At 35.8% G+C, this 24838-nt stretch carries 22 protein-coding genes; 13 read left to right on the plus strand and 9 right to left on the minus strand.

From position 1 onward, the window contains the following. Nucleotides 1-114: 114 nt before the first annotated feature. From acs to C8C87_RS01050, 8 genes are all read right to left on the minus strand, one after another. Entirely contained in the window at nucleotides 115-2022 is a 1908-nt protein-coding gene (gene acs / locus C8C87_RS01010) for an acetate--CoA ligase (RefSeq protein ID WP_121340819.1), read from the minus strand. Between the two features lie 15 nt (nucleotides 2023-2037). Then, nucleotides 2038-3957: a propionyl-CoA synthetase gene (locus C8C87_RS01015; RefSeq protein WP_255415490.1), complete on the minus strand. Its 1920-nt coding sequence runs from the start codon at nucleotides 3955-3957 to the stop codon at nucleotides 2038-2040. Further along, nucleotides 3954-4316, minus strand: coding sequence for a response regulator transcription factor (locus C8C87_RS01020; protein WP_099713669.1), 363 nt, complete (start codon nucleotides 4314-4316; stop codon nucleotides 3954-3956). Before C8C87_RS01020 ends, C8C87_RS01015 begins: the two co-directional genes overlap by 4 nt. A 2-nt stretch (nucleotides 4317-4318) precedes the next feature. Then, a complete protein-coding gene (locus C8C87_RS01025) occupies nucleotides 4319-7024 on the minus strand; it encodes a sensor histidine kinase (RefSeq protein ID WP_121340821.1) in 2706 nt (901 codons plus the stop codon). A 320-nt stretch (nucleotides 7025-7344) separates the two neighbouring features. Next, nucleotides 7345-7572, minus strand: a complete 228-nt coding sequence (locus tag C8C87_RS01035) for a DUF6814 family protein (RefSeq protein ID WP_099713667.1) — start codon at nucleotides 7570-7572, stop codon at nucleotides 7345-7347. Between the two features lie 11 nt (nucleotides 7573-7583). Then, nucleotides 7584-9119 (minus strand): MFS transporter, encoded by a 1536-nt coding sequence (locus tag C8C87_RS01040; protein WP_099713666.1) that lies wholly within the window; start codon nucleotides 9117-9119, stop codon nucleotides 7584-7586. A 21-nt stretch (nucleotides 9120-9140) separates the two neighbouring features. Beyond that, nucleotides 9141-10520, minus strand: coding sequence for a porin (locus tag C8C87_RS01045; protein ID WP_121340822.1), 1380 nt, complete (start codon nucleotides 10518-10520; stop codon nucleotides 9141-9143). A 102-nt stretch (nucleotides 10521-10622) separates the two neighbouring features. After that, nucleotides 10623-11042: a helix-turn-helix domain-containing protein gene (locus C8C87_RS01050; protein WP_099713664.1), complete on the minus strand. Its 420-nt coding sequence runs from the start codon at nucleotides 11040-11042 to the stop codon at nucleotides 10623-10625. Between the two features lie 328 nt (nucleotides 11043-11370). Between C8C87_RS01050 and glp the strand changes: the two genes are divergently transcribed. The 9 genes from glp (at nucleotide 11371) to C8C87_RS01095 (ending at nucleotide 18983) form a co-directional block, all read left to right on the plus strand. Continuing rightward, the gene (glp, locus tag C8C87_RS01055; protein ID WP_121340823.1) at nucleotides 11371-12543 is read left to right on the plus strand and encodes a gephyrin-like molybdotransferase Glp; all 1173 of its coding nucleotides are present in this window, start codon (nucleotides 11371-11373) and stop codon (nucleotides 12541-12543) included. A 184-nt stretch (nucleotides 12544-12727) separates the two neighbouring features. After that, a complete protein-coding gene (locus C8C87_RS01060) occupies nucleotides 12728-13300 on the plus strand; it encodes a molybdenum cofactor guanylyltransferase (RefSeq protein WP_121340824.1) in 573 nt (190 codons plus the stop codon). Continuing rightward, complete coding sequence (cobA, locus tag C8C87_RS01065) at nucleotides 13297-14094, plus strand: uroporphyrinogen-III C-methyltransferase (RefSeq protein ID WP_121340825.1); 798 nt, start codon at nucleotides 13297-13299, stop codon at nucleotides 14092-14094. Before C8C87_RS01060 ends, cobA begins: the two co-directional genes overlap by 4 nt. Further along, complete coding sequence (locus C8C87_RS01070) at nucleotides 14091-14327, plus strand: MoaD/ThiS family protein (RefSeq protein WP_099713660.1); 237 nt, start codon at nucleotides 14091-14093, stop codon at nucleotides 14325-14327. Before cobA ends, C8C87_RS01070 begins: the two co-directional genes overlap by 4 nt. Before the next feature lie 41 nt (nucleotides 14328-14368). Next, nucleotides 14369-15448 (plus strand): HesA/MoeB/ThiF family protein, encoded by a 1080-nt coding sequence (gene moeB, locus C8C87_RS01075; protein ID WP_121340826.1) that lies wholly within the window; start codon nucleotides 14369-14371, stop codon nucleotides 15446-15448. A 19-nt stretch (nucleotides 15449-15467) separates the two neighbouring features. Beyond that, on the plus strand, nucleotides 15468-15905 hold the full coding sequence (locus tag C8C87_RS01080; RefSeq protein ID WP_121340827.1) for a molybdenum cofactor biosynthesis protein MoaE: 438 nt from the start codon (nucleotides 15468-15470) through the stop codon (nucleotides 15903-15905). 196 nt (nucleotides 15906-16101) lie between these two features. Further along, nucleotides 16102-17016, plus strand: a complete 915-nt coding sequence (gene moaCB / locus C8C87_RS01085; protein ID WP_121340828.1) for a bifunctional molybdenum cofactor biosynthesis protein MoaC/MoaB — start codon at nucleotides 16102-16104, stop codon at nucleotides 17014-17016. Beyond that, nucleotides 17003-18010: a GTP 3',8-cyclase MoaA gene (moaA, locus tag C8C87_RS01090; RefSeq protein WP_121340829.1), complete on the plus strand. Its 1008-nt coding sequence runs from the start codon at nucleotides 17003-17005 to the stop codon at nucleotides 18008-18010. The genes moaCB and moaA overlap by 14 nt, the downstream gene beginning before the upstream one ends. A 343-nt stretch (nucleotides 18011-18353) precedes the next feature. Continuing rightward, the gene (locus tag C8C87_RS01095) at nucleotides 18354-18983 is read left to right on the plus strand and encodes an SLATT domain-containing protein (RefSeq protein ID WP_158589726.1); all 630 of its coding nucleotides are present in this window, start codon (nucleotides 18354-18356) and stop codon (nucleotides 18981-18983) included. A gap of 32 nt (nucleotides 18984-19015) precedes the next feature. Here the strand turns inward: C8C87_RS01095 and C8C87_RS01100 are convergent, their stop codons facing one another. Then, nucleotides 19016-20209, minus strand: coding sequence for an IS110 family transposase (locus tag C8C87_RS01100; RefSeq protein WP_233549985.1), 1194 nt, complete (start codon nucleotides 20207-20209; stop codon nucleotides 19016-19018). Nucleotides 20210-20609: 400 nt separating this feature from the next. On the opposite strand from C8C87_RS01100, the gene C8C87_RS01105 reads away from it, so the two are divergent. The 4 genes from C8C87_RS01105 (at nucleotide 20610) to C8C87_RS01120 (ending at nucleotide 24838) form a co-directional block, all read left to right on the plus strand. After that, on the plus strand, nucleotides 20610-21437 hold the full coding sequence (locus C8C87_RS01105) for a hypothetical protein (RefSeq protein ID WP_121340831.1): 828 nt from the start codon (nucleotides 20610-20612) through the stop codon (nucleotides 21435-21437). Between the two features lie 89 nt (nucleotides 21438-21526). After that, complete coding sequence (locus C8C87_RS01110; RefSeq protein WP_121340832.1) at nucleotides 21527-22093, plus strand: transposase; 567 nt, start codon at nucleotides 21527-21529, stop codon at nucleotides 22091-22093. A gap of 288 nt (nucleotides 22094-22381) precedes the next feature. Then, a complete protein-coding gene (locus C8C87_RS01115) occupies nucleotides 22382-23692 on the plus strand; it encodes a M28 family metallopeptidase (protein ID WP_121340833.1) in 1311 nt (436 codons plus the stop codon). A gap of 183 nt (nucleotides 23693-23875) precedes the next feature. Then, the gene (locus tag C8C87_RS01120; protein WP_121340834.1) at nucleotides 23876-24838 is read left to right on the plus strand and encodes a bifunctional helix-turn-helix transcriptional regulator/GNAT family N-acetyltransferase; all 963 of its coding nucleotides are present in this window, start codon (nucleotides 23876-23878) and stop codon (nucleotides 24836-24838) included.

Below are 24838 nucleotides of genomic sequence, written 5' to 3' on the forward strand. Positions count from 1 at the left end.
TACGGTTTGTTTGTTTTAAATGTTTGAAAGGCTGTCTCTACAAAGACAGCCTTTTTTATATAAAAAAACTGCTTCGTTTAGGAAGCAGTTTTTAACAACAATTAAAACTAAAATCTAAATTTTTCCGTCTTTGATTTCTTCTACAATTTCAGGATTCAATAACGTTGAAATATCACCAAAATTAGAGTAGTCTCCTTCGGCAATCTTACGCAAAATTCTGCGCATGATTTTTCCGGAACGTGTTTTTGGTAAACCGGAAACAAACTGAATTTTGTCTAATTTTGCTATCGGTCCAATATGGTCTGATATGTGTTGATTAATCTCTTTACTAAGATTTTCTCTGTCGCGATATTCTCCCGTTTCTTTTAGAATTACAAAACCATACAAAGCATTTCCTTTGATGTCATGAGGGAAACCTACAATAGCACTTTCTGCAACTGCAGGATGTTCATTGATGGCATCTTCAATAGGTGCAGTGCCCAGATTATGTCCGGAAACAATAACTACATCATCTACACGACCCGTAATTCTATAATACCCAACTTCATCACGCAATGCACCGTCTCCAGTGAAATATTTGCCTGGGAAGGTAGAAAAATAGGTGTCTTTATAACGCTGGTGATCGCCCCAAATGGTTCTGGCAATTCCCGGCCAAGGGAATTTAATACACAAACTTCCGGTTACTTGATTGCCTTCAATTTCGTTGCGCTTTTCGTCCATCAAAACAGGTTGAATTCCCGGTAATGGTAACGAAGCATACGTAGGTTTTGTTGGGGTTACAAAAGCAATTGGCGAAATCATAATTCCTCCGGTTTCTGTTTGCCACCACGTATCCACTACAGGACATTTTTTATCTCCTACGTGGTTGTTGTACCAGTGCCAAGCTTCCTCGTTGATGGGTTCTCCTACAGATCCAATTACTTTCAAAGAAGTCAATTGATAGCGTTGTACGTATTCGATGCTTTCTTTTGCCAAAGCTCTAATGGCTGTTGGAGCAGTATAGAACTGAGTGACTTTATGCTTTTCGATGGTTTGCCAAAAACGACTGAAATCAGGATAGGACGGAACCCCTTCGAAAATTACAGTTGTGGCTCCATTCAATAACGGTCCATAAAGAATATAGGAATGTCCTGTAATCCAACCAATATCAGCAGTACACCAGAAAATGTCATTTTCTTCGTAACTAAAAACATTTTTAAAAGTATACGCGGTATACACCATATAACCGGCTGTGGTATGCACCATTCCTTTTGGTTTTCCGGTTGAACCGGATGTGTAAAGGATGAATAAAGGGTCTTCGGCATCCATTATTTCGGCTACATTATTGTCAGAAGCTTTGTCTAAAAGTGGTTGTAGCCATTGGTCACGACCTTCTTTCATATTGATAGTTGAGTTGATTCTTTTGGCAACCAAAACGTTCTCCACACAAGGGCAATTCAATAAAGCTTCATCAACGATACTTTTTAAATCAATGGTTTTGTTTCCGCGATAGCCACCATCAGAAGTGATGACCATTTTACATTCGCTGTCATTTATTCTTGCAGCTACTGCCGAAGCAGAAAATCCTGCAAAAACAACAGAGTGAATGGCTCCAATTCTGGCGCAAGCCAAAGTGGTAATGGCTAATTCTGGAATCATTGGTAAATAAATACAGACGCGATCTCCTTTTTGGATACCTTGTTCTTTCAATACGTTCGCCATTTTACAAACGCGCTCGTACAATTCATTATACGAAATATGCAATGCTGCTTCATTTGGATCATTCGGTTCAAAAATGATAGCCGTTTTGTCTCCTTTTTTAGCAAGATGTCTGTCGATACAGTTTTTTGTAATGTTTACTTTAGCTTCTGTAAACCATTTTATTTCGGCTTCAGCCATATTAAAATCGACTACTTTATCCCATTGTTGGTACCAAGTGAAATTTTCGGAAGCAATTTTATCCCAAAATTTTCTTGGCTCGCGAATTGATTTTTTGTAGTGTTTGAAGTATTCTTCTAAAGTATTAATTTTATAGTAACTCATGATTATTGATAAATTTTATAAATTATAAACCCCTATTTTATATTTTTTTAATGTTGCAATGATTTCGTCCACAATCGATTCGTCATCAATAGTTGACGGAATTTGAAATGACTCGCCATCTGTAATACTGCGCATTAGTTTTCGGAGGATTTTCCCCGAGCGCGTTTTTGGTAATCGCTGTACAATGACTACATTTCGTAGCGAAGCTACAGCACCAATTTGCTGGCGAACCAGTTTAATGATTTCTTGTTCCAATTGATAATGCTCAATTTCGGCGCCTAATTTGGTTACCACCAAAGCCAAAGGAATTTGCCCTTTTAACTCATCCAGAATTCCAATAACAGCGCATTCAGCAACGGATTGGTGGGAAGCAACAACTTCTTCCATTTCCGCGGTTGATAAACGATGTCCAGCCACATTAATGACATCATCCGTTCTTCCGGTAATGAAGATATAACCGTCTTCATCTTTGTAACCACCGTCGCCTGATAGATAATATCCGTCAAATTTACTGAAATAACTGGCTTTAAAACGGGCTTCGTTCTCCCAAATTCCCAACATATTTCCTGGAGGTAAAGGTAGTTTTACGACAACCAATCCTTCTTCATTCGCTTTTAATTCTTCGCCGTTTTCATTAAAAATCCGAATGTCATATCCACAAACTGCTTTTGTTGCGGAACCCGATTTCACTGGCATTTTTTCAATTCCAAGAGAATTAGCAATCATTGGCCAGCCAGATTCTGTTTGCCACCAATGGTCAATTACAGGAATAGGAATGTGCTGTTGGTACCATTCTAATGTGGCATTATCACAACGCTCTCCCGCCAGAAATTGATTTTTAAGATGGCTTAAATCATATTGTTTGATGAATTCTCCATCAGGATCTTCTTTCTTGATGGCTCTGATGGCAGTTGGAGCCGTAAACATGGTGCCCACTTTATGCTCTGAAATTATTCTCCAAAACGTACTCGCATCTGGAGTTTTGATAGGTTTTCCTTCAAAAATTATGGTGGTGTTCCGATTCAATAACGGTCCGTAAAGAATGTAGCTGTGGCCAACTGCCCAACCCATATCCGAAGCCGCCCAAAAAGTTTCGTCTTGGTTTATATTATAGATATATTTCATGGAAAATTTCAATGCCACGGCATAGCCACCGGTATCTCTTACGATTCCTTTGGGTTTTCCTGTAGTGCCGGAAGTGTATAAAATATACAGCGGATGATTGGAATGTAAAGGAATACAAGGTGTTTCTTCGGAGCCGTAAACCAAGGCGTCGTAATCCACATCGTACTTCTTAAACGGAATTCTGGCGCCTAATTTCCTGTTGAAAACAATTACTTTTTTTGGTCGGTGAGAAGCAAGTTCAATAGCTTCATCTACTAAAGGTTTGTACGCAATTAATCGGTCAATCTCTATTCCGGATGATGCCGTTATGATTGCTCTGGGTTTGCAATCATCGATTCTAATCGCTAATTCATGCGGTGCAAAACCTCCAAAAACAACCGAATGAATCACTCCAATTCTCGCACAAGCCAACATAGCAAATGCAGTTTGAGGAATCATTGGCATGTAAATTATGGCAGTATCTCCTTTTTTTAATCCTAGTGATTGCATGCCTCCTGCGAGTTTTGCCACTTCGGTTTTTACTTCTGAATAGGTGTATTTTTTTACGGTTTGTGTTACCGGAGAATCATAAATAAAGGCGGTTTGGTCGCCATATCCGTCTTGAATATGCTTGTCTAATGCGAGATAACAAATGTTCAACTCGCCATCCTTGTACCAAAGCGGATAGCCGTTCTCGTCTTTCGACAAAATTGTTTCCGGTTTACTGTACCACTCAATTTCATCTGCCTGCGCTGCCCAAAATGCTTCCGGTTGGTCGATGCTTCGGGCATAAATTTCTTCGTATTTCATGGTGTTGAATTTGTTTCTTATTGAATTAAATCCTGTACTTGTTCTATTAATTTTTTGACTGAGAAAGGTTTGACCACATATAAATTGGCACCTAATGAAAGTCCTTTTTCAATGTCTTTTTCTTTATTTTTTGCCGAAAGGAAAATGACTTTGCAATGCCGCAATCGCTCGTCTTTTTTTATTTGTTCCAATGTGGCAAAACCATCAACCATGGGCATCATCACGTCCAGAATAATCACATCGGGAAGTTGTACTTCTAAAATATCCAAAGCCTCTTGTCCGTCACGTGCTATAAAAACTTCAAAATTGTTCTTCTTGAAAGTATATTCCAGTGCCATTACAATGTTTGGCTCGTCATCTACAATTAAAATCTTTTTCATTTTTAACTATTTTCTGTTGTGTTATAATTGGGTAACGTAAAGATGAAAGTGGCTCCGTCAGTTACATTATTTTCACTCCAAATACTTCCTTTATGGTGTTCTATAATTTGTTTACAAATGGCTAAACCTAAACCGCTTCCTATTGGTTTTTTAATATTCTGGTTTCTCGATTGATAGAATTTATCAAAAATGGCTTCAGCATCTTCTTCTTTAATTATTTTCCCGTTATTGTGAATTTTGACTTCTATATTGGTTTCATTTTCAAGAATCGAAAGCACTATTTTCCCATTTGTTTCCGAACAAAATTTTATGGCATTCGATAATAAATTATGAATCACCTGAACAATTCGTTCTTCGTCATAGAAAGCTCTTATTTCTTTGTTGGAATCCTTGAATTCAACAGTTATGTTTTTGTTTTTAATTAATTGATTCAAGGAGTCTAAAGTTTTTTTAATCGTTTTTGTGATGTTGTTTTTAGACAAATAAATCTTTTGTTTCCCGGTTTCAAATTTTTCTAAATCCAGAATTTTATCAATCAAACGATTCAAACGATCGGACTCCGAAATGATGTTTTGTAAAAACTGTTTTCTCAATTCTTCCGGAATGTCATCATCGTCATGAAGAATTTCGCTGGCTGCTCGAATGGCGGTAATTGGCGTTCTCAATTCATGGGTAACCGTATCCAGAAATTCATCTTTTTGAATGTCTTTATTGACTAATTCCTGATTCGCATTTTTTAATTGTTCTGATATTTTTTTTAATTCATTCGAAGTGTCTGTCAACTTTTTATTGATAATGATATTTTCTTTGGATTCCTCCAAAATGCGCAAGACTTCCGGCAAACTGATTTTGTCTTCTTTGACCACACTCGATATTAATATTTTGGCGGAAGCCGTACCAATGTGTCCCGTCAATAAATTCTCGGCAAACTTTATAAATCGCGCATCGGCAGTTGTGATATTTTTATCGATGTTGTATTTTAAATTGAAAATAGTCAGCGCTCGTTTTGTTCGGTCTTCACCAAGAAATCGCTGTAGCACTTTTTGAATGTCAGATATGTAAGCGGTTCCTTTCCACACAAAAGCATTTTCGTGATTGGTGATGTATTTGTCAATATCCACAAACATTTCGGCATAATTACGCTCTCTGTAATTCCCTTTGAAACTCACCGATACCGCAGCATAACTCATGATATTAATGAGCAAGCTCCAAAAAACAGCATGTGGTATGGGTTCTAAATAATCCAAACCAAAAAGTTGAAAAGGCTTTAGCAATTCAATTCCCCAAGGCCCTTCCTGAATAAAAAGGCTGGTTGATTTTGTGATTCCTATGGCATACGGAATTAACAGCGTGTAGAAACAGGTTAAAAACCCAAGGATAATTCCTGTTACAGCGCCGTTTTTAGAACCTCTTTTCCAGAATATGGCACCAAAAAAAGAGGGAGCCAGTTGTGCTATAACAACAAATGAAACCAGTCCGATGGACACTAAGGAATAATCCAAAATGAAAATTCTATAGATGGCATACGCCAAAATAATAAGAGAAAAAATTCCTATTTTTCGACTGTTTACAATACGTTTACTGTTCTTTTTTTGTGAAGAGTTTTCCAGTGAACCAATGAAACCATACGGAATCAATAAGTTGTTGCTCAACATGGTGGCGAGAGCGATGGAAGATACAATAATCATCGAAATGGCTGCCGAAAACCCACCCAGAAACACTAAAACAGTCAGTACGTTATTGTCAAAAAGCTGAGGTATCAGTAAGGAATAGGTGTCTGAATTATGACCTTTTCCTTCAAAAAGGATGTTGCCTCCCCAAGCAATTGGAAATACAAAAAGGTTGAAAAGTAACAGGTACAACGGAAAAAGCCAAATCGCTGTTCGAATGTGTGTTTCTTTATTGTTTTCGACAATAGCAGTATGGAATTGTCTTGGCAATAGGAATATAGCAAACATGGATAAAACACAAAGAAAGAACCAGTTGATTCCGTTTGTAATGCCGCCTATGGTGTTTTTTTTATCAAAATCTTTAAGGACAGCAGCTTTTTGATAAATGTCATCAAATCCGTCAAAAACAAAATAGGTAACATAAATACCAACGATTAAGAAGAAAACTAATTTCAAAATGGACTCCATGGCCACGGCAGTTACAATACCGCGTCTTTTCTCGGAAGCATCTACATATTTTGTTCCGTAATAAGAAGCAAATAAGGCCAGCGCCATACAAACATAGGTTGTAGTATCTGTAAAAATATTGGAACTCGCCTGCGTTTTGGTAACAATATGAAAAGTGTCCGAAATTGATTTTAGCTGTAAGGAAATGTATGGTAAGATTCCGAAAATACAAATTATGGTTACCAGTGCTCCCAGAAATCTACTGTTTCCGTATCGTAAAGAAATAAAATCCGCAATACTGGAAATTTTATTTACTCTCGAAATTCGGATAATTCTCTTGAGGATAATCATCCATGTGGGAATAATTAATATGGGACCTAAATAAATGGGTAAATAACCTAAACCGGATTCTGCAGCAACGCCAATACTGCCGTAATAGGTCCAGGCTGTACAATATACGGCTAACGAAAAGGAATAGATGTAAGGATTATTTGTCCATTTAGAATGGCTTCTTTTTTCGGACCAATAGGCAATGTAAAAAAGAATCGACAAATAAAGCATTAATATTAATAAGAGTCCAATGCTATTCATAATATCTTTTTATGATTAAGTACGATATAGCAATTGAAAACAGCCATGCCGAGAAGATATAAATGTATATGATTGGGAATCCAAAAAGTGGTTTTGAACTGTCAAATAACAGCAAGAGTGGCACGTTCAAAGCTAATAGCATTAGCATTGAAAGGATAACCAACTTTTGTTCATGTCTCTTTTTCATAAGAAGATACGGTTTGCTTTGCAGCGGTGTTTGCTTTCGCTTTTTAAAGATTCTGTTTTCGAATCTGGGGTTTTATTTTAAAAATAGACAATCTCTGCAAGTGCATGCAGAGACTGTCTATTATGGAATTCAGTTAGTTGTCTTTTTCGTCATAATCACCCATTAAGGAATAATACCCAAAAGTTCCTAATCCTAAAACGATTAATGGGGTGAGTATAAAAAGGATAATAATTCCGAATACTAAATCCTCTTGTTTTCCTGACATAAATTTTGGTAATCCAAAAGTAAAGATGCAAAAATACGCTGCAGCAGCAGCAAATGCAATCCAAACTAATCCTAATATTCTTTTTATTTGATTCATAGCTGTGTTTTTTATACGTGAGCGTTTTTATCTTTATTTTTGATGTAAATCATTCCAATTACAAAGCTGACTGCAGCAATAACAATTGGATACCAAAGTCCTTCAAGGTAAAACTCCGGATGACCTAAGTCTTTTGCATTGGTTACAAAATAGGTTGAAATAGCAGGAAGTAATCCTCCAAAAATTCCATTTCCTACGTGGTATGGCAATGACATCGAAGTATATCTGATTTTTACCGGGAACATTTCTACCAAGAATGCTGCAATAGGACCATAAACCATAGTTACAAATATTACTTGTACAAATACTAAAAATATCAAAGCCCAATTGTCGCTGGAGTTAATTTTAATAGTTGTTTTGGTTTCTATTTTTGGTTTTCCGTCTACAACTTTAGCCGTACCGTTTTCTAAAGATACCGTTTTTACTTCTACTAATGTCGTTCCATCTGCATACTCTTTGTTGGTTGTATAGATAGAATCCATAGTTTGTTTCTTGTTCTCCTTTAATTCAGCAACAACTTTAGTGTTTGCCACAATTTCGGTTTTATTTTTTACCGATGTGGTTTCGTACATTTGTTTGTAGATTGGTCTGTACAAGACAATAGCCAATAACATTCCGCCCATCATAATGTATTTTCTACCTACTTTATCACTTAACCAACCAAAGAAGATGAAAAATGGTGTACCCAGGATTAATGCAATTCCCAGTAATGTATCTACTTGAGAAGAGTCTATCGCCATTACCGTTTTTAAGAAACTCATCGCGTAAAATTGACCGGTGTACCAAACAACTCCTTGCCCCATGGTTGCCCCAAATAAAGCCAACAATACAAATTTCAAGTTGTAACGATTTCCAAAACTTTCTTTCAATGGATTGGTACTGGTTTTTCCTTCGCTTTTCGCTTTAGCAAAAACTGGAGATTCATCCATGTTTTTTCGAATCAAATACGAAACTCCTACCATGATGATAGAAACCCAAAACGGAACTCTCCATCCCCATTCGTCAAATTGTTCCGGTGTAAGGATATTTCTGGTCGCTAAAATCACCATCAAAGAGATGAATAATCCAACCGTTGCTGTAGTCTGAATCCAAGAAGTCCAGTATCCTCTTTGCCCGACGGGAGCATGCTCGGCCACATAGGTTGCGGCTCCGCCATATTCACCACCCAAAGCAAGACCTTGAAGCAAACGAAGAATTAATACTAATAAAGGCGCCATGAATCCAATAGTTTCATAACTCGGGATACACCCAATCAAGAATGTGGCTCCGCCCATCAATAACAACGTAACCATGAAAGTATATTTTCTTCCAATTAAATCTCCTAATCTTCCGAAGAAGAGCGCTCCAAAAGGACGCACTACGAATCCGGCTGCAAATGTTGCCAAGGTAGATAAGAAGGCAGCTGTAGGATTATCTGAAGGGAAAAACTTAGTTGAAATTACAACGGCTAAACTTCCAAAGATGTAGAAATCATACCATTCGATCATTGTACCCATTGAGGATGCGGAAATGACTTTCCAAATTCCTTTTGTTGATTTAGTACTCATAAATTATATTTTTAAATTAGTTTATAGATAGATTTGAAGTTGCACTACGAATTCCCCTTTTGATCCTGAGATAGTAGATGGAGTCGTGTAAACGGGTCTTGTTGAATATTGTGCAGTGATTTTGGCATGTTGTCCATCCAAGAAAAAGTTAGTTCCAAGATCAAATTGGGTACTGGACTTGTCTAAAGCGTCAAAGCTTTTATACGTAAATGCTCCAAAAGGTTGTACACGAACTTTAGGTTTGTCTACTTTGCTTGGCAATAAAATTCCGGCTTGTGTGTACCAGATATTTCCAGATCCAATAGTAGCTTGTGCATTTCCTGGTCCGGCCAATGCTCTGTTTCCTGTGAAGTTTGGATCAACAGAACCAATATTCATAATGGCTACATTACGTAAATAGTTTGGTCCAAAATCGTAATCATAGAAAACACTGTATCCGGTAACGGCCATTTTGTTTTCTTTTTTTCCAATAGGTAAATCAAGGAAAACATCTGCAGCAAAAAGATTGATATTGTGTTTTTCAATAGTGTTGTTTACGGAAGTTCTGGTAGCATCTGGAGCAGTGTAAAAACCAGCACCAATATTGAATACTTTTTTAGTCCCTAAATAACTTCCTACTTTATAAGGCAGTAAATTAGCTTCTTGATCTAAAAATTGATATTCGAAATAACCTGCTTTAGACCATTTTGTATTTCCGCTGTTTTCAACGGCTACGGCATCACTTGCAGTGGTTACATTAGTAGGAGCTAAGTTTGTAGCGTAAGGTTTGTTGTAGCTCAAACGGTATTCTAATTTACCATATTTACCTTTGGCGAACAAACCCATTTGTCTGGCAAACTGATCTGAATTTTCAATTAATGGCCAGTTGAAGATAGGCGCGTCAATGGTTAAAAAGTTCAATGTAGAAGCCATTGTTGCTCTGGATAATCCCATGTAATAATGCAATCCTCCACCAAGAGATAAGCTGAATTTTTTGTCTTTTTCAGGTAAAACTAATGCGTATTCATTCCAAGCATCGTGAAAAAATATGCCTGGTTTTTTTCCGGCACCGTATCCTCCAGTTCCTGAAGTTCCCGCTGCACCACCATTAGTAAAGGTTTGATTGTTGATTCCAAAGTGCGTTACAATCATGTATCTTTTAGATAATTGAGAGTAGGCAAGAAAACGCAAACGTCTGTTTCCAATGTCGGTTCCGGTTGTTGCCGCTTCATTTCCAATCATTGTTCCGGGGTTCATTTGGCTGGAACGAAACCATATTTGGTTCCATGCAATAAATCGCATGTATTTTGAACCATCCTCGTTCAAATTGAATTTCATTCCGCTGCCGTAATCAACTGAGCCTTGTGAAAAACCTTTTAGGGACAATAAGAGTACTGCCGCTATAAAAAATATTTTTTTCATAAATAAAATTTTGGTTGTTAAATGGTTGGTTAATAAAGTACCAAATTCTATTATTTTATTCTGAAAAAAAATTTAGATATATTTATGTGTAAAGGTATATAGTTAATCTTTGAATCTTTCCCATTTTATAAGCATAAACTTATCTCCAAGTTCCGTTATAATCATACCTGCACCGGAAAGTAATTGTTTGTTTTTTAAATATTCGATTAGTTCTAAGTGGCTAAAAATCTTATAAGTAGGATGGTAGTTGGCGTGAGACGGTTTTTTTATGTTAAATGTCTTTACCCAGTTGCTTACCGTGACGTGGGAAACCCCAATAATTCGCTCGATTTCACGAAAACTCAAGCCTTCGAGATAGAGCTGTAATGCTTTGGTTACATAGTAATCATCAATCTTTTTGCCTATTTTATTTACCGTAAAAAAATAGTTGCATTTTTTACATAAATACCTTTGTTTACTGTTGATTATGCCACTTTTTATAATGTGGTTGCTTTGGCATTTCGGACACGTTAAAAGTTCCATATATATAAATTTTGCATAAATATAGTAATTTAGCAACTATGTAAAAGAGAATTATATAATAAAATCGTTTTAAATTTATTAAAGGCGCATTTTTATTGAAAAAAATGTGTGTGTTTGATAAATTTTATCCTTTTTAAAATAAAGCAATTGTTTAGAATCCCAAATGTGTTTTGAAATCGCTTTGTTTGCAATAGTATCTTTTGTTTTGTATTCAGTAACTCGATGGCATGAAATTTTTGCTGTAAAATTTTTTCATAAAAAACAGTCTAACTAGATAAAAGTACTTATATTTGTAATAAGTATTTATACTTATTTTTTAAAAAGTGTTATGGTACAAGTCGAAGAAGCCTTATCGATAATTGCAAAGAATAGTTGCAAGATGCCCATTAGAAAAATTAAAGTGGCAAAATCACTTGGTTTTATCTTGGCAGAAACAATTTATTCGCCAATGGATATGCCGCCTTTCAGGCAATCAGCGATGGACGGTTACGCTTTTATACATAGTGAATTGCAGCAATTGGATGTAGTAAGCACTTCGCAGGCGGGTGACTTTTCGAATAAAAAAATAAAGGAAAATCAGGCGATTCGAATATTTACAGGGGCTTACGTTCCTGATGATTTGGATACGGTTGTCATGCAGGAACATACTGCGGTTAAAAATAAAACGGTTGAAATAACTAAAATGCCTGTTCGTTTTGCCAATGTCAGAAACAAAGGCGAGCAAATCAAAGAAAACGAACTCGTATTAGAAAAGAATACTTTGATTACTCCTGCTACTATTGGTTTTTTAGCTTGTTTGGGAATCACGGAAATTACAGTTTATGCCAAACCAAAAGTTGCCATTGTAGTCACGGGAAACGAATTGGTGAAAGCCGGAAGAAAATTAGCTCAAGGAAAGATTTACGAAAGTAATTCGATTATGCTGCAATCCGCTTTGCAGGGAATTGGGATTAAGAAAATAGAAATATTCCGTGTGAAGGATAATCTGAAAGCGACAAAAAGAGTGTTGAAAAGCTGTCTTTCTGCGTTTGATGTGATCTTGGTTTCTGGCGGAATTTCGGTTGGGGATTATGATTTTGTAAAAGAGGCACTTTTGTCAAATGGAGTAGAAGAGTTGTTTTATAAAATCAATCAGAAACCGGGAAAACCTTTGTTTTTTGGAAAAAAAGACAAAACGATAGTTTTTGCATTGCCAGGAAATCCAGCGTCAACATTGACCGGTTTTTATATTTACGTTCATCCGGCGCTAAAAATAAGTATGGGTTTTGAAGCTATTTATTTGCCAAAAATTAAACGAAAAATTACGGTTCCGTTTGAAAATACATCCGGAAAATCACTGTTCTTGAAAGGGTTGTATGACGATGAAAAAGTTACTATTCTGGAGAGTCAAAGTTCAGCGATGTTAAACACTTTTGCAACAGCAAATGCTTTAATTTATTTGCCTTATGATGTGGTAGATATTGCAAAAGATCAGGAAGTACAGGTTATACCGCTTTATTGATAGAAAATAATAATCCTAGTAAGGAGTGTAAAGTTGATTGATTAGGTTAATAAGAATATAGTTTGAAGCAAGAAACAAGAGAGAAGATAGAAATAAATTAAGATTGATGATTTAGTATTAAAAGCAGCATCATAATCATGCTTCTTGTTTCTAAGTTTTTTCATCTCTTTAAAAATAAAAAAAAATGCAAGTATCAATTCTTTGTGGAGGGAAAAGTAGCCGAATGCAGTCGGAGAAAGGATTGGTATTGTATCAAAACAAACCTTTTATCGAGCATATTATTGAAGCGGTTTTGCCAATATCGAGTAACATTCAATTGATTACGAATACAAACGATTATGATTATTTAGCATACAAGAAAATAAAAGATATAGTAGTTGATAAAGGACCTTTGGGCGGAATATTTACCGCGTTGGTTCATTCAGAAACGGAGATGAATTTGATATTGAGTTGTGATATTCCGTTGATTTCTAGCGAAATACTATTGGAGTTGATTGAAAAGCATGGTACAAATTTTGATGTTTCTGTTTTTGAAGATACAAATCGGATTCATCCTTTGATAGGAATATATTCAAAAAGAATACTACCTGTTTTAAAAGAGGCAATTGATGTAAATGATTTGAAAATGATGCGCTTCATTTCAAATGTAAAACATCAATTGATTCCGATTACGGATGCCAAAAGACACTTGTTTAAAAATATAAATTCTGTTGCCGAGTTGAACGAATTGAATACCAATTTATCCCAGTTAAAATGAAAAATTCAAATACACCAAAATTGACAATCGTCGGGGCGGGCCCCGGAGATGTGGAGTTGATTACTTTAAAAGCCATCAAAGCGCTGGAAAGTGCTGATGTTGTTTTGTATGACGCCCTTGTAAATGAAGAGTTATTGCAATATGCTACGCAGGCAGAAATCATTTTTGTGGGGAAACGTTTTGGGTGTCATGCGTACAGTCAGGATCAAATTAATGAATTGATTGTTTCGATGGCAAAACGTTTTGGTCATGTTGTTCGATTGAAAGGCGGCGATCCATTTGTTTTTGGAAGAGGAAGCGAAGAGATTGAATATGCTGAAAAATTTGATTTGGAAACAGCAATTGTTCCCGGAATTTCATCGGCTTTAGGCGTTCCTGCATCTAATGGAATCAGTTTGACACAAAGAAAAATTGCCGAAAGTTTCTGGGTAATTACCGGAACTACTTCTGATCATAAGTTGTCTAAAGACGTGGCTTTGGCATCGCAATCCTCAGCAACGGTGGTGATATTGATGGGTATGAATAAATTGGACGAAATTATTTTGATTTATCAAAACAACAGGACCGATGATTTACCAGTTGCCATCATTCAAAACGGAACAAAAGACACGGAGAAAAAAGTGGTAGGAACCATAAGTTCGATTGCGAAATTAGTCGAAGAGCACCAACTTTCCTCTCCTGCAATTATCGTCATAGGTGAAGTGGTGCGAAATGCTTCAAAATTAACGGCTTATTTTCAAGAGGAGAATTTAGAAGATGAGTTTATTTTTCAAAATTTAAATGTAATGTCATGATAGCGGTTAAATATTTTGGCGCCATAGCCGAGAAAACAAAAAGTCAAGGAGAAGAATTTTCTTTTTCGAATATGCCTTTGAAGGATTTGTTGTCTGTATTGAAATATAAATACGAATTGGATTTACTTTCATTTAGCATCGCCATTAATCAAAAAATAATGCAAGATACTTCCAGTTATATTCTAAAAAGTAACGATATTGTAGCTTTATTACCGCCATTTGCCGGAGGATAGTACCCCTAACCCCTAAAGGTGAATTATAAAAGACTAAGATTATGGAAACAGCACGATACAACCGACAAATTATACTTCCTGAAGTAGGAATTGATGGGCAACAAAAACTGCAGCAAGCCAAAGTCTTAATTGTTGGCGCAGGTGGATTGGGTGTGGCTGTTTTACCGTATTTGGCTGCAGCCGGAATAGGGGAAATTGGTATTATTGACGATGATAGAATCGAAGTGACCAACTTGCAACGCCAAGTGATTTACAAAAGCAGTTCCGTGGGAAAAAGTAAAGTTCTCGAGGCAAAAGCTATGGCTTTGGAACTCAATCCTTCGATAAAAATAAAGGCAATCACTGAAAAATTAGATTCGAAAAATGCAATTTTGTTATTCGAACACTATGATATTATAGTCGATGCGACGGACAATCTGGATACTAAATATTTGATTAATGACGCGTGTGGTGTAACCAACAAACCTTTTGTTTACGGCTCTGTTTATAAATTTGAAGGGCAGGTTTCTGTTTTTAATTATGAAAACGGACCTACATACCGCTGTTTATTTCCGGATGAATCCAATGAGGTTAAGAACTGTAATGATGCGGGAGTTATGGGAATATCGGTGGGAATCATCGGCATGTTTCAAGCAAATGAAGTATTGAAAATGGTTTTGGGAATAGGGGATTTGTTGTCTGGAAAATTACTGGTTTATAATATGTTGAATAACGAACAACAGAAGTTTGAGTTTTCAAAAAAAGCGATGCATATTATTGATTTACTAGCTTTCGAAAATAAATATAGCTCAGTAGAAACTGCAACTATTGAAATTAGTGCTGCACTTGCATTGGAACAAATACATCATCCGGAAGTTATTTTTCTGGATGTTCGAAATGCTGATGAATACCCAAAAATAACAATCAAAAATGGGATTCAAATACCGTTAGACCGTTTAGAATCTGAATTGCATCAACTGGAACCGAAAGCGACATTACTTGTTTTTTGCCAATCCGGAATTAGAAGTAAAAAAGCAGTGGAGATTCTTAGAAATAATAATTTCATGAATGCCAAAAGTATTGCCGGTGGCGCTAAAGCATTAGATAAAATAGACGCTTACAAGGTTTTGGAGACTTTGTAAGTATAAATAAAATAAAATCATGAGTAAGAAAACTGTTTTCATTCAAGGACCCATTTCTTCGGAATTTATAGGGCAGTCGATTGCCAAACACCAATCGAAAACCACTATTGGAGCACATAATATTTTTTTGGGTCAAGTCAGAGCCGATGTTATTGACAGTCAAACCGTAGCAGCAATTGATTATACTGCTTACGAGGAAATGGCAGACGAAGCACTCAGTGTGATTAGAGAGAAAGCTTTCGCGCAATTCGATTTGATTTGCATGCACATTTATCATAGTTTGGGTACGGTGAAAGCCGGAGAAATCTGTTTGTTTGTGTTTGTTTCGGCAACGAGAAGAAAGCAAGTGTATGAAGCTACGGAAACAATTGTGAATTGGATAAAAACTGATGTGCCTATTTTTGGTAAAGAAATATTTGAAAATAGTACTTTTACCTGGAAGAAAAATAGTTTGTAGTAATAAAAGTCATAAAGTAACGGAGTCGAAGGTCTTAAGGGCGAAAGTCATAATTTCCGTTGTAGATAGCGATTGTCTTTAATGATTGGCTTAAACATTTTAAAGTACAAAAAAATTAAAAAGTAGTTCGTAGTTTCTATAATTAGTCGTTATCAGATTTAACCTGAAACTTTAAACTTTAAACATTTTAAAAAAAATGGTTGATATCACGCATAAAATAAGTACGCTCCGCACCGCAACAGCTCAAGCAACAGTTATAGTCAGCAAGCAAGAAACTATTGACGCCGTTGTGAATAATCTGGTGCCAAAAGGGAACGTGCTGGAAATGGCAAAAACTGCCGGGTTATTTGCGGTGAAAAACACGCATTTATCGATTCCGGATTGTCATCCTATTCCAATTGAATTTACGTCGGTAGCATATGAAATCAACGAATTGAGCATTGATATTATTTTCAATGTGAAAACGGTTTATAAAACCGGAGTTGAGGTCGAGGCGATGCACGGTGCTTCGATTGTGGCGCTTACGATGTATGATATGCTGAAACCAATTGATAAGAACATCGAGATTTCGACCATTAAACTAATTAGTAAGGAAGGCGGAAAATCATCTTTCAAAAATAGATTTCCATCCGCCATTACAGCGGCGGTTTTTGTTTGTTCCGATTCTATTTTTGCGGGAGATAAACAAGATCGTTCCGGTAAAATAATTGTCGAAAAACTGGAAATTAGCGGCGTGGAAACGACACATTACGAAATCATACCAGATGAAATGGATGTGATTCAAGAGCGAACTAAAGCTTTCGCAAAAGAAAATCAATTGATCATTTTTACAGGAGGAACCGGGCTTTCGCCAAGAGATGTTACACCGCAAGCATTGGAACCGTTATTAGAAACCAGAATTCCGGGAATCGAGGAAGCCATACGCAATTATGGACAACAGCGCATGCCGTATTCCATGCTTTCCAGAACCGTTGCGGGAACTTTAGGCAATTCGTTGGTACTGGCTTTACCGGGTTCAACTAATGGCGCAAAGGAATCTATGGACGCCATATTTCCTTATGTGCTGCATGTTTTTCATATTTTAAAAGGCAATAATCATGACACCAAATAATGCTGTTTTAACGGATGATTTTGGACGTAAACACAACTATTTGCGTATTTCTCTAATTGAGAAATGCAATTTGCGTTGTACCTATTGCATGCCAGCCGATGGAATTGTATTAAGTCCAAAAGCGAGCTTGATGACGGCTGACGAAATTCACGCCATCGCCCAAACATTCGTCAATAATGGTGTTGATAAAATAAGGCTTACCGGCGGAGAACCGCTATTAAGAAAAGATTTTCCTGAAATAATCGCCAAACTGGGGTCGCTCAAAACCGAGATTTCCATTACTACAAACGGAATTCTGATTGACAAACATATAGATGTTCTAAAGCAGTTTAACGTCAAGAAAATCAACTTGAGTTTAGATACTTTGGTGGCTTCAAAATTCCATTCGATTACGCTTAGAAACCAGTTTCAGAGTGTAATTGATAATCTGCACTTGTTGCTGAACAATGATTTCAAAATCAAGGTAAATGTGGTTTTAATTAAAGGATTCAATGACGATGAAATCATTGATTTTATAAAACTCACCCAATTTTTACCCATTTCGATTCGGTTTATAGAATTCATGCCTTTTGCAGGAAATGAGTGGGACAAGAGCAAAATGGTTTCTCAAAAGGAGATTCTGGATCAGGTGCAACATCATTTCCCAGAATCGGATGTAGAGAAATTAGAAGACGATAAAAACTTCACCGCCAGAGAATTCAAAATAAAAAACTACTTGGGAAGTTTTGGGATTATCAGTTCGATAACCAATCCTTTTTGTGACGGTTGCAACAGAATTCGCCTTACGGCCAATGGGAAAATTAAAAACTGTCTGTTCTCCAACTCCGAAACAGACTTACTGACGCCTTTCAGAAATGGCGAAGCGATAGAAGACCTGATTGCTTTTGCCATTAAAAACAAAAAGAAAGTACGCGCAGGAATGACTACTATCGAGGATGTAAATAATCCCGCTTTGAATCAAGACAACCGCAGCATGATTGCTATTGGGGGTTAATACTTCATTATTATTATCAGGAGCTAACCTCGTTATTCGTTGCAACCCATTTGATCTTAAACCCTTTTTCTTGGCGCTGGCAGGAGCTTTTGTGCAAAAAAGAAAGTGAATGCGGTTTCCTGTAAAGTTTACAAGTAAGAAGGAATTATTTTTGAAAATAAGATAATTATCAAAATTGATTTATCAGATTTTTCGGTGATTAAATACTACATTTGAAATAAATAATTGTCTGAAAATTACGAGACCTATCTACTCAATTTAGGGGTGATAAGTCTATAACGCAGTAGTATATACTAGTTAGCGGTAATGCCAGTCAAAACATAAATCATTATATATATTCATTGTGGAAAAAACTCATAAAGACTATCTCACAAAAACTTTCTTAGAAGAATTAAATTATAAAATTTGGTCTACAAAAGGAAGTAGATTTAATGCTAGTTCAAGACTGATAAAAACATCACGACTTTCAAATTTGTCAATTAGCATGCTTTCTATTTATCTAACTGCAGTTGGATTACTTTCAGTCTATAATTTAAGTTTCAACACCATAAATGAAAATTTGATAGCTTATTCTATAACTTATCTTTCTATTTTAACTTTAGTATTTGGACAAATTGAAAACGCTAAAGATTTTACAATGAAAGCAAAAGAATTTCATAACTGTGGTTTAGAATTGTCAAATATATATAATGAACTCAGAATTTATAAAACATTAACTGAAAATCAAACACTACAAGGCAAAGAAAAATTTGCTAAAGAAATTTCAAACGCCTATCAAAGAGTGTTAGAAAAACATGAAAACCATCAACAAATTGACAATGATCGTTTCAGATCTAAAACGGCTAAATATCATGAACTATCAATATTTTCAGTTTTAAAGATTAAATTCATATATTACATACGAACTGCTTTTATTTATCATCTTTTAATTGTTTTACCACCAGTAATAATAATAACATTTTTGATGCACTAAAAAAATTATCATTACCGCTAACAGGTACTATCTTAAAAAACAAATTTTACTTGACTATATTTTTCTAAATTTGTATTAGTAAAGAGGAAGCCTACTGTGATTTTCACTGGATGTTTACCTTGTATAGCCTCAACTTGATTGGGGCTATTTTTTTGTATTGATGCGGCTTTTTCAAAGCCGAGTAAAGAAGAAAGCTCCTGATCCTTTTCTTGGATAGTAAGAATGTAGTTGGGATTATATTTTTCGTTTTTTTTCCATAGATGATAAATGGTCGTGAGAAGTTTTTTTTGAACCGCTACATAGCTTTTCATTTTGATGGCGTGTTTAGCATAGGTTCGTTCATAAAGTTCAAAAAACGCTGGCTCTTGGTACTTCACTGCCGTAAATGCTGGCATAAATAGTGCCCGACGAATGTGTGAATTCCCTTTTTTGGAAATCCTGGTTTTACCCGTAACGCTACTTCCAGACTCGCTCTCTACTACATCAAAACCAGAATAACTAACCAATTGTTTGTAATTCTTGAACAATTCAAAGCCATTAGTTTCTGCTAAAATAGTGGCTAACGTTAGGATTCCAATTCCTTTTATTTGGCAAATGTTATCCACTTTTTGTTTAACGATTTGATCGCTTTCCAGATGGTTTTTTATAATCTTTTCTAGCTCTTTGATTTGTTTGTTAAAGAGTTGGACTACCTTCTTGAGTTGTTTTACAACGGGTTTGATGTCATACATACCAAATTCTAAGGCGTGTAATTGATTGTTAATGACTGTTTTTTGTTCTTGTAAGTTCTGGTGTTGGCGGGTATATTGGCGGAGTTCATAAAAATATTTACCAGCGGGTTGCCATAAATCAAGGCATTGCTCAGCTCCCATTTTTGACAATCCTTTTGCATCTATAGAATCGTTTTTGGACTTCAACCCCATTGAAATTAAATAATGCTTGGCTTTGTTGGGGAGAATTATCGAAACATTATACCCTTTTTCAAACAGGAAAAGAGCGTAGTTCTCGTGATAAACTCCTGTGGCTTCCATGCAAATCACCAGTGGAATTTCGGGTTCTATATGCCACTTTTTAATCCAAAGTAATAACTCCGAAAATCCTTTTATAGTATTGTTAAATACAATACTTGACTTTACAGTAACTTTTTGACTCTCATTAATTAAACTAATACTTCCGTTTACTTTTTTACTTGAAATATCAAGCCCGATGGAATACTTTATGGTCATAATTTATTTATTTTTTAATAAACAAATATCACATTGGTCTTAGCTCATTTTTATACAGCGTCTTAATCCGAAATCAAGCGCTTAAGTACTTATTGTGACTTGAATGTAATAAAACAAAGTTGATTTACCTGTTAGTCAATATCGTCTTGAAAACGTATCTAGCCACGTCACAATTTGGCAACTTTGCTTTGTTTATTGTTAGTTATTAATCAAAGGTATTTTTATTATATTTGAATAGGAAACAAAGATATGAGCAACTACAACAGCTTTGGGTAATTGGCTTAATGGAAAGTTGGTTTTGTATTTTGGGATGCTTTCGTAAACCCGCTGTAAGGAGAAGAACGTTATATGATACTCTATTGCATATCTCTGAAAAATTAAAAAATGTAAACTAACATCTATGGGTTATAACGATGAAATAATTAAATTCTCAATTAGAGGATTTGAACAAACAGGAAAGCCTTTAATCCTTAATGGCACTCATAAGCATGTGTTGAAAAATACACACGAAAACTTTTTTGGCCGTCGTCCTGATTTGAAATTTCACCGATGGGCAGGCAGCTTAAAAAGCTCTCAAGCTCTTGCTTATAATATTTTTTCTGGAATAGATCATGCAATATTTGAATATGATATGTGGGCACTTGATACATTTTCACAACACAAAGCCTGTATTGATGTAGCGATTGAAGATTGTGGCGTAGTAAAAATGTACGAAGTAAAGATGTTCGAGATTGTAAATTCCAGAGGAAAAAATAAAATTTTTAATAAACCCGAGCAACAAAAATATTTTAATCCTGATAATTATAAATGGAACAAGCAAATTGTAGCGCCATTTATATCGTTTATCCAAAGTGTTCAAATACATTTTCTCGATAAACCAATCTATGGCGAAGGATTAAAACAATTGTGTTGTCATCTTCTCGGAATTATTAACGAGATGACTAAAGAGGACGGTAGGTTGATAGGTAAAAAAGTAGAATTATACAGCCTTTGTTTTGATAATCCATTTTTACCACAATTTGAAAAGGATTTAGAAAACTATAAAGACGTTCTTAAACAATTTATTCCTCTTGTAAATAGATTTTTAAAACAAATCAATTTGGAGTCTTTCATTAAGTATCACGGCTTCTTATCATTACAGGAATTTCTACATGAAAACGGTCATCAGCTAGGCTCAGGAAATTGCAATTACGTAGCGAACAGATATTTAAAATCAGGTGATGATTAATAAGAGGTCTCGTTACCCCCGCTACCGCACGAATCCTTTCGTGTGGTTCGTGTAAATTAAAACTAAACTTAATCTTAAAAACAGTAACTATGAGCAGAAATTATAAATTTCATAATCCAGAGGGTTTGTACTTTATAAGTTTTGCAGTGGTAGGTTGGTTAGATGTATTTACTCGTAATGAGTACAAAGATTTATTTCTTGAAAGTGTAGCATTTTGTCAAAAAAACAAAGGATTAGAAATTCATGCTTGGTGCATTATGAGTAATCATGTGCATTTAGTTTTTAGAAGTATAAAGGATCAGAAGCCTGAATTATTGATTGGTGATTTAAAACGGTTTACCAGTCAATCAATTGTAAAAAGTATACAAGAAAATCCAAGAGAGAGCAGAAAAGAATTCTTGTTGGATTTTTTTAAAAAAGAAGCTGAAAAAAGTTCAAATGTAAAACACTATCAATTTTGGCGTCATGATAATCAACCTATTGAGTTGTGGAGCAATAAAGTTATTCAACAAAAGATAGATTATGTACACAATAACCCTGTAGAAGGAGGCTTAGTTTATAAAGCGGAAGATTATGTATACAGTAGTGCTATTGATTATTCAGGTCAAAAAGGATTAATTGACGATGTAGTTGTTTTTAGAATGTTTACTATTTAATGATAACGAACCACACGAAAGGATTCGTGCGGTAGCGGGGGTGGTTTCTATGAAATGGTATTATGAAAAAAGTTCATTATTCCTAGCCCTGATGGTAGCGGCATCCTCGTAATCCCGAAGCATCGGGACTACGAGATACAGCGTACAGCAGGAGGTTTCGTTCTTGAAAAGGCAATCATTCTGCTCCAAATTATAAATAGGTCCGAACCTTTTTAGTAGTTTTACTGTAACACAATTTCAATACTGCACTCTTACTGTAGAACCTATTGTTATTAAAAGCTATACTTTATGAAAAAAATTGTTTTAAGTGCCGTTGTACTTTGTTCAACCTGTATGTTGCAGGCCCAGAACATCAATAAAATTATCAATACAAAAGACGTTACCAAGATAGAGAAAGTGCTTTCGGCGGATGATATGCAAGGCCGAAGAGCGTTTACTCCGGGTATCTATAAGGCTTCCTCTTATATTGAATCTGAATTTAAGAAAATAGGACTGCAAACATTTAACGGAGCGAAAGATTTCAAGCAGGAATTTTCTATGACGGAGTCTAAAAATGTATCCTTAAAGGTGCTGATTGATGGTAAAGCGATAGATAAAGCGGATGTAGTTTCTTTTTCCTACCAACCGCAACTTGCTATGACTGAAAAAAGCGATGTTCAGGTTGTGAAAATAAATGCCGGAGATAAATTTGGCCCGAAATTTTACGAATATTACCAGAGCGAAAAAAATCTTTTGGTTCTTGTGGATGCTTCTTTTAAACCCCGAATCCCAAATATGAGACACATTCCACAAATGACTGCTAGTCCTGGAGGAAATTCGGTGGTGTTTGTTTTTGGTGCAACTGATGCGACTCAATTTTCAATAGAAGGCACCAATACAATCACCAAAAATACATTAAATAACGTAGTGGGCGTTTTGAAAGGCAAAAGCAAACCCAATGAATATGTTGTTTTTTCAGGACATTATGACCATTTAGGTGTGGGTTCCCCTGCAGAAGGAGTGGAGCACGATGCTACCGATTCTATTTATAATGGTGCCAATGATGATGCCGCCGGTACTACAGCCGTAATCATGCTGGCTAAGTATTTCAAGAAACTAAACAATAATGAGCGTACGATATTGTTTACCACATTTGTAGCGGAAGAAATAGGCGGTTATGGCGCACAATATTTTTCGAAACAATTAAATCCGGATCAAGTAATGGCTATGTTTAACTTGGAAATGATTGGAACGGAATCAAAATGGGGTAAAAATTCGGCTTACATTACTGGTTTTGAAAAATCTAGTATGGGAGAAATTCTTCAGAAAAACTTACAAGGATCAGCGTTTAAGTTTTATCCGGATCCTTATCCGGAACAACAATTATTCTATCGTTCCGATAATGCGACTCTGGCAAAACTAGGCGTTCCTGCACATACGATATCGACGTCTAAAATGGACAGCGAACCTAATTATCACAAAGTAAGTGATGAAATAGAAACTCTTGATATGGTGAATATGACACAAATCATTAAGGCCATTGCCATCAGTTCTGCTACTATCGTAAACGGAAAAGATACGCCATCAAGAGTGGACAGCAGTGCTTTGAGTAGAAAGTAGCATAGTTCTTCGGCTTTCTTTCTTGATAAGTAAAGTCTATATAGTAGTAATGGGTAATTATTTTACAATCAGATTGTGAAATAATTACCCATTTTTGTGTTTATCAAGAATTTAAAAATAAATTTTGAGAATAAAGATTATTTTTTATATTTGCATAACTAGTTATGTAATTAATTATACAACATGAAAATATTCGAAAAAACAGGAAAAATGGCTTTGGGTAGTCGGTTACGTTTACTGACCGCTACAGTAACCGAAAACGCAGCCCAAATTTATGAATTATACCAAGTGGAGTTTTCTCCAAAATGGTTTCCCGTGTTCTTTGTCCTTTCAGAAGAGGGCGAAAAGACCATTACCGAAATCGCTAATGAAATAGGACATTCTCAACCATCGGTTACTAAAATCATTCAAGAAATGACGGTTTCCGGATTGGTTCAGGAAAATCTAAAATCAAAGGATAAACGCAGGACTCTCGTGGGGTTAACCCAAAAAGGAACAGTGCTTTCGGAAAAAATCAAGGTGCAATGTACTGATGTAGATGCCGCAATTGAAGGCATTATAACGGAAGCCACACACAACCTTTGGGAAGCGATTGAAGAATGGGAATTTTTGTTGGAACAAAAGTCGTTGTTCAGACGAGTACAGGAGCAAAAAAAACTGCGTGAAAGTAAAGACGTCCAGATTGTGGAATACACTCCTCAATATCAGTCCGCTTTTAAATCGCTGAACGAAGAATGGATTTCCACATACTTTGAAATGGAAGAAGCCGATTATAAAGCTTTGGATAATCCAAAAGAATATATTCTGGACAAAGGCGGGAAGATTTTCGTTGCGTTATACAATAATGAACCCGTTGGAGTTTGCGCACTCATTAAAATGAATGATGCCAACTATGATTTTGAAATGGCAAAAATGGCAGTTTCACCAAATGCACAAGGCAAAAACATCGGAGGATTGCTTGGTCAAGCTGTTGTTGATGCTGCGAAGAAATTGGGTGCTTCCAAATTATATTTGGAAAGTAATACCATTCTGAAACCCGCAATAAATCTATATCATAAGTTAGGCTTCCAGAAAGTAGCTGGGCTAGCCACACCTTACAAACGATGTAATATCCAAATGGAATTAAATTTAAACAATCAATTGTAG

Origin of the sequence: Flavobacterium sp. 120 (genome assembly GCF_003633605.1) — a bacterium.
Classification (GTDB): Bacteria; Bacteroidota; Bacteroidia; order Flavobacteriales; family Flavobacteriaceae; genus Flavobacterium; species Flavobacterium algoritolerans.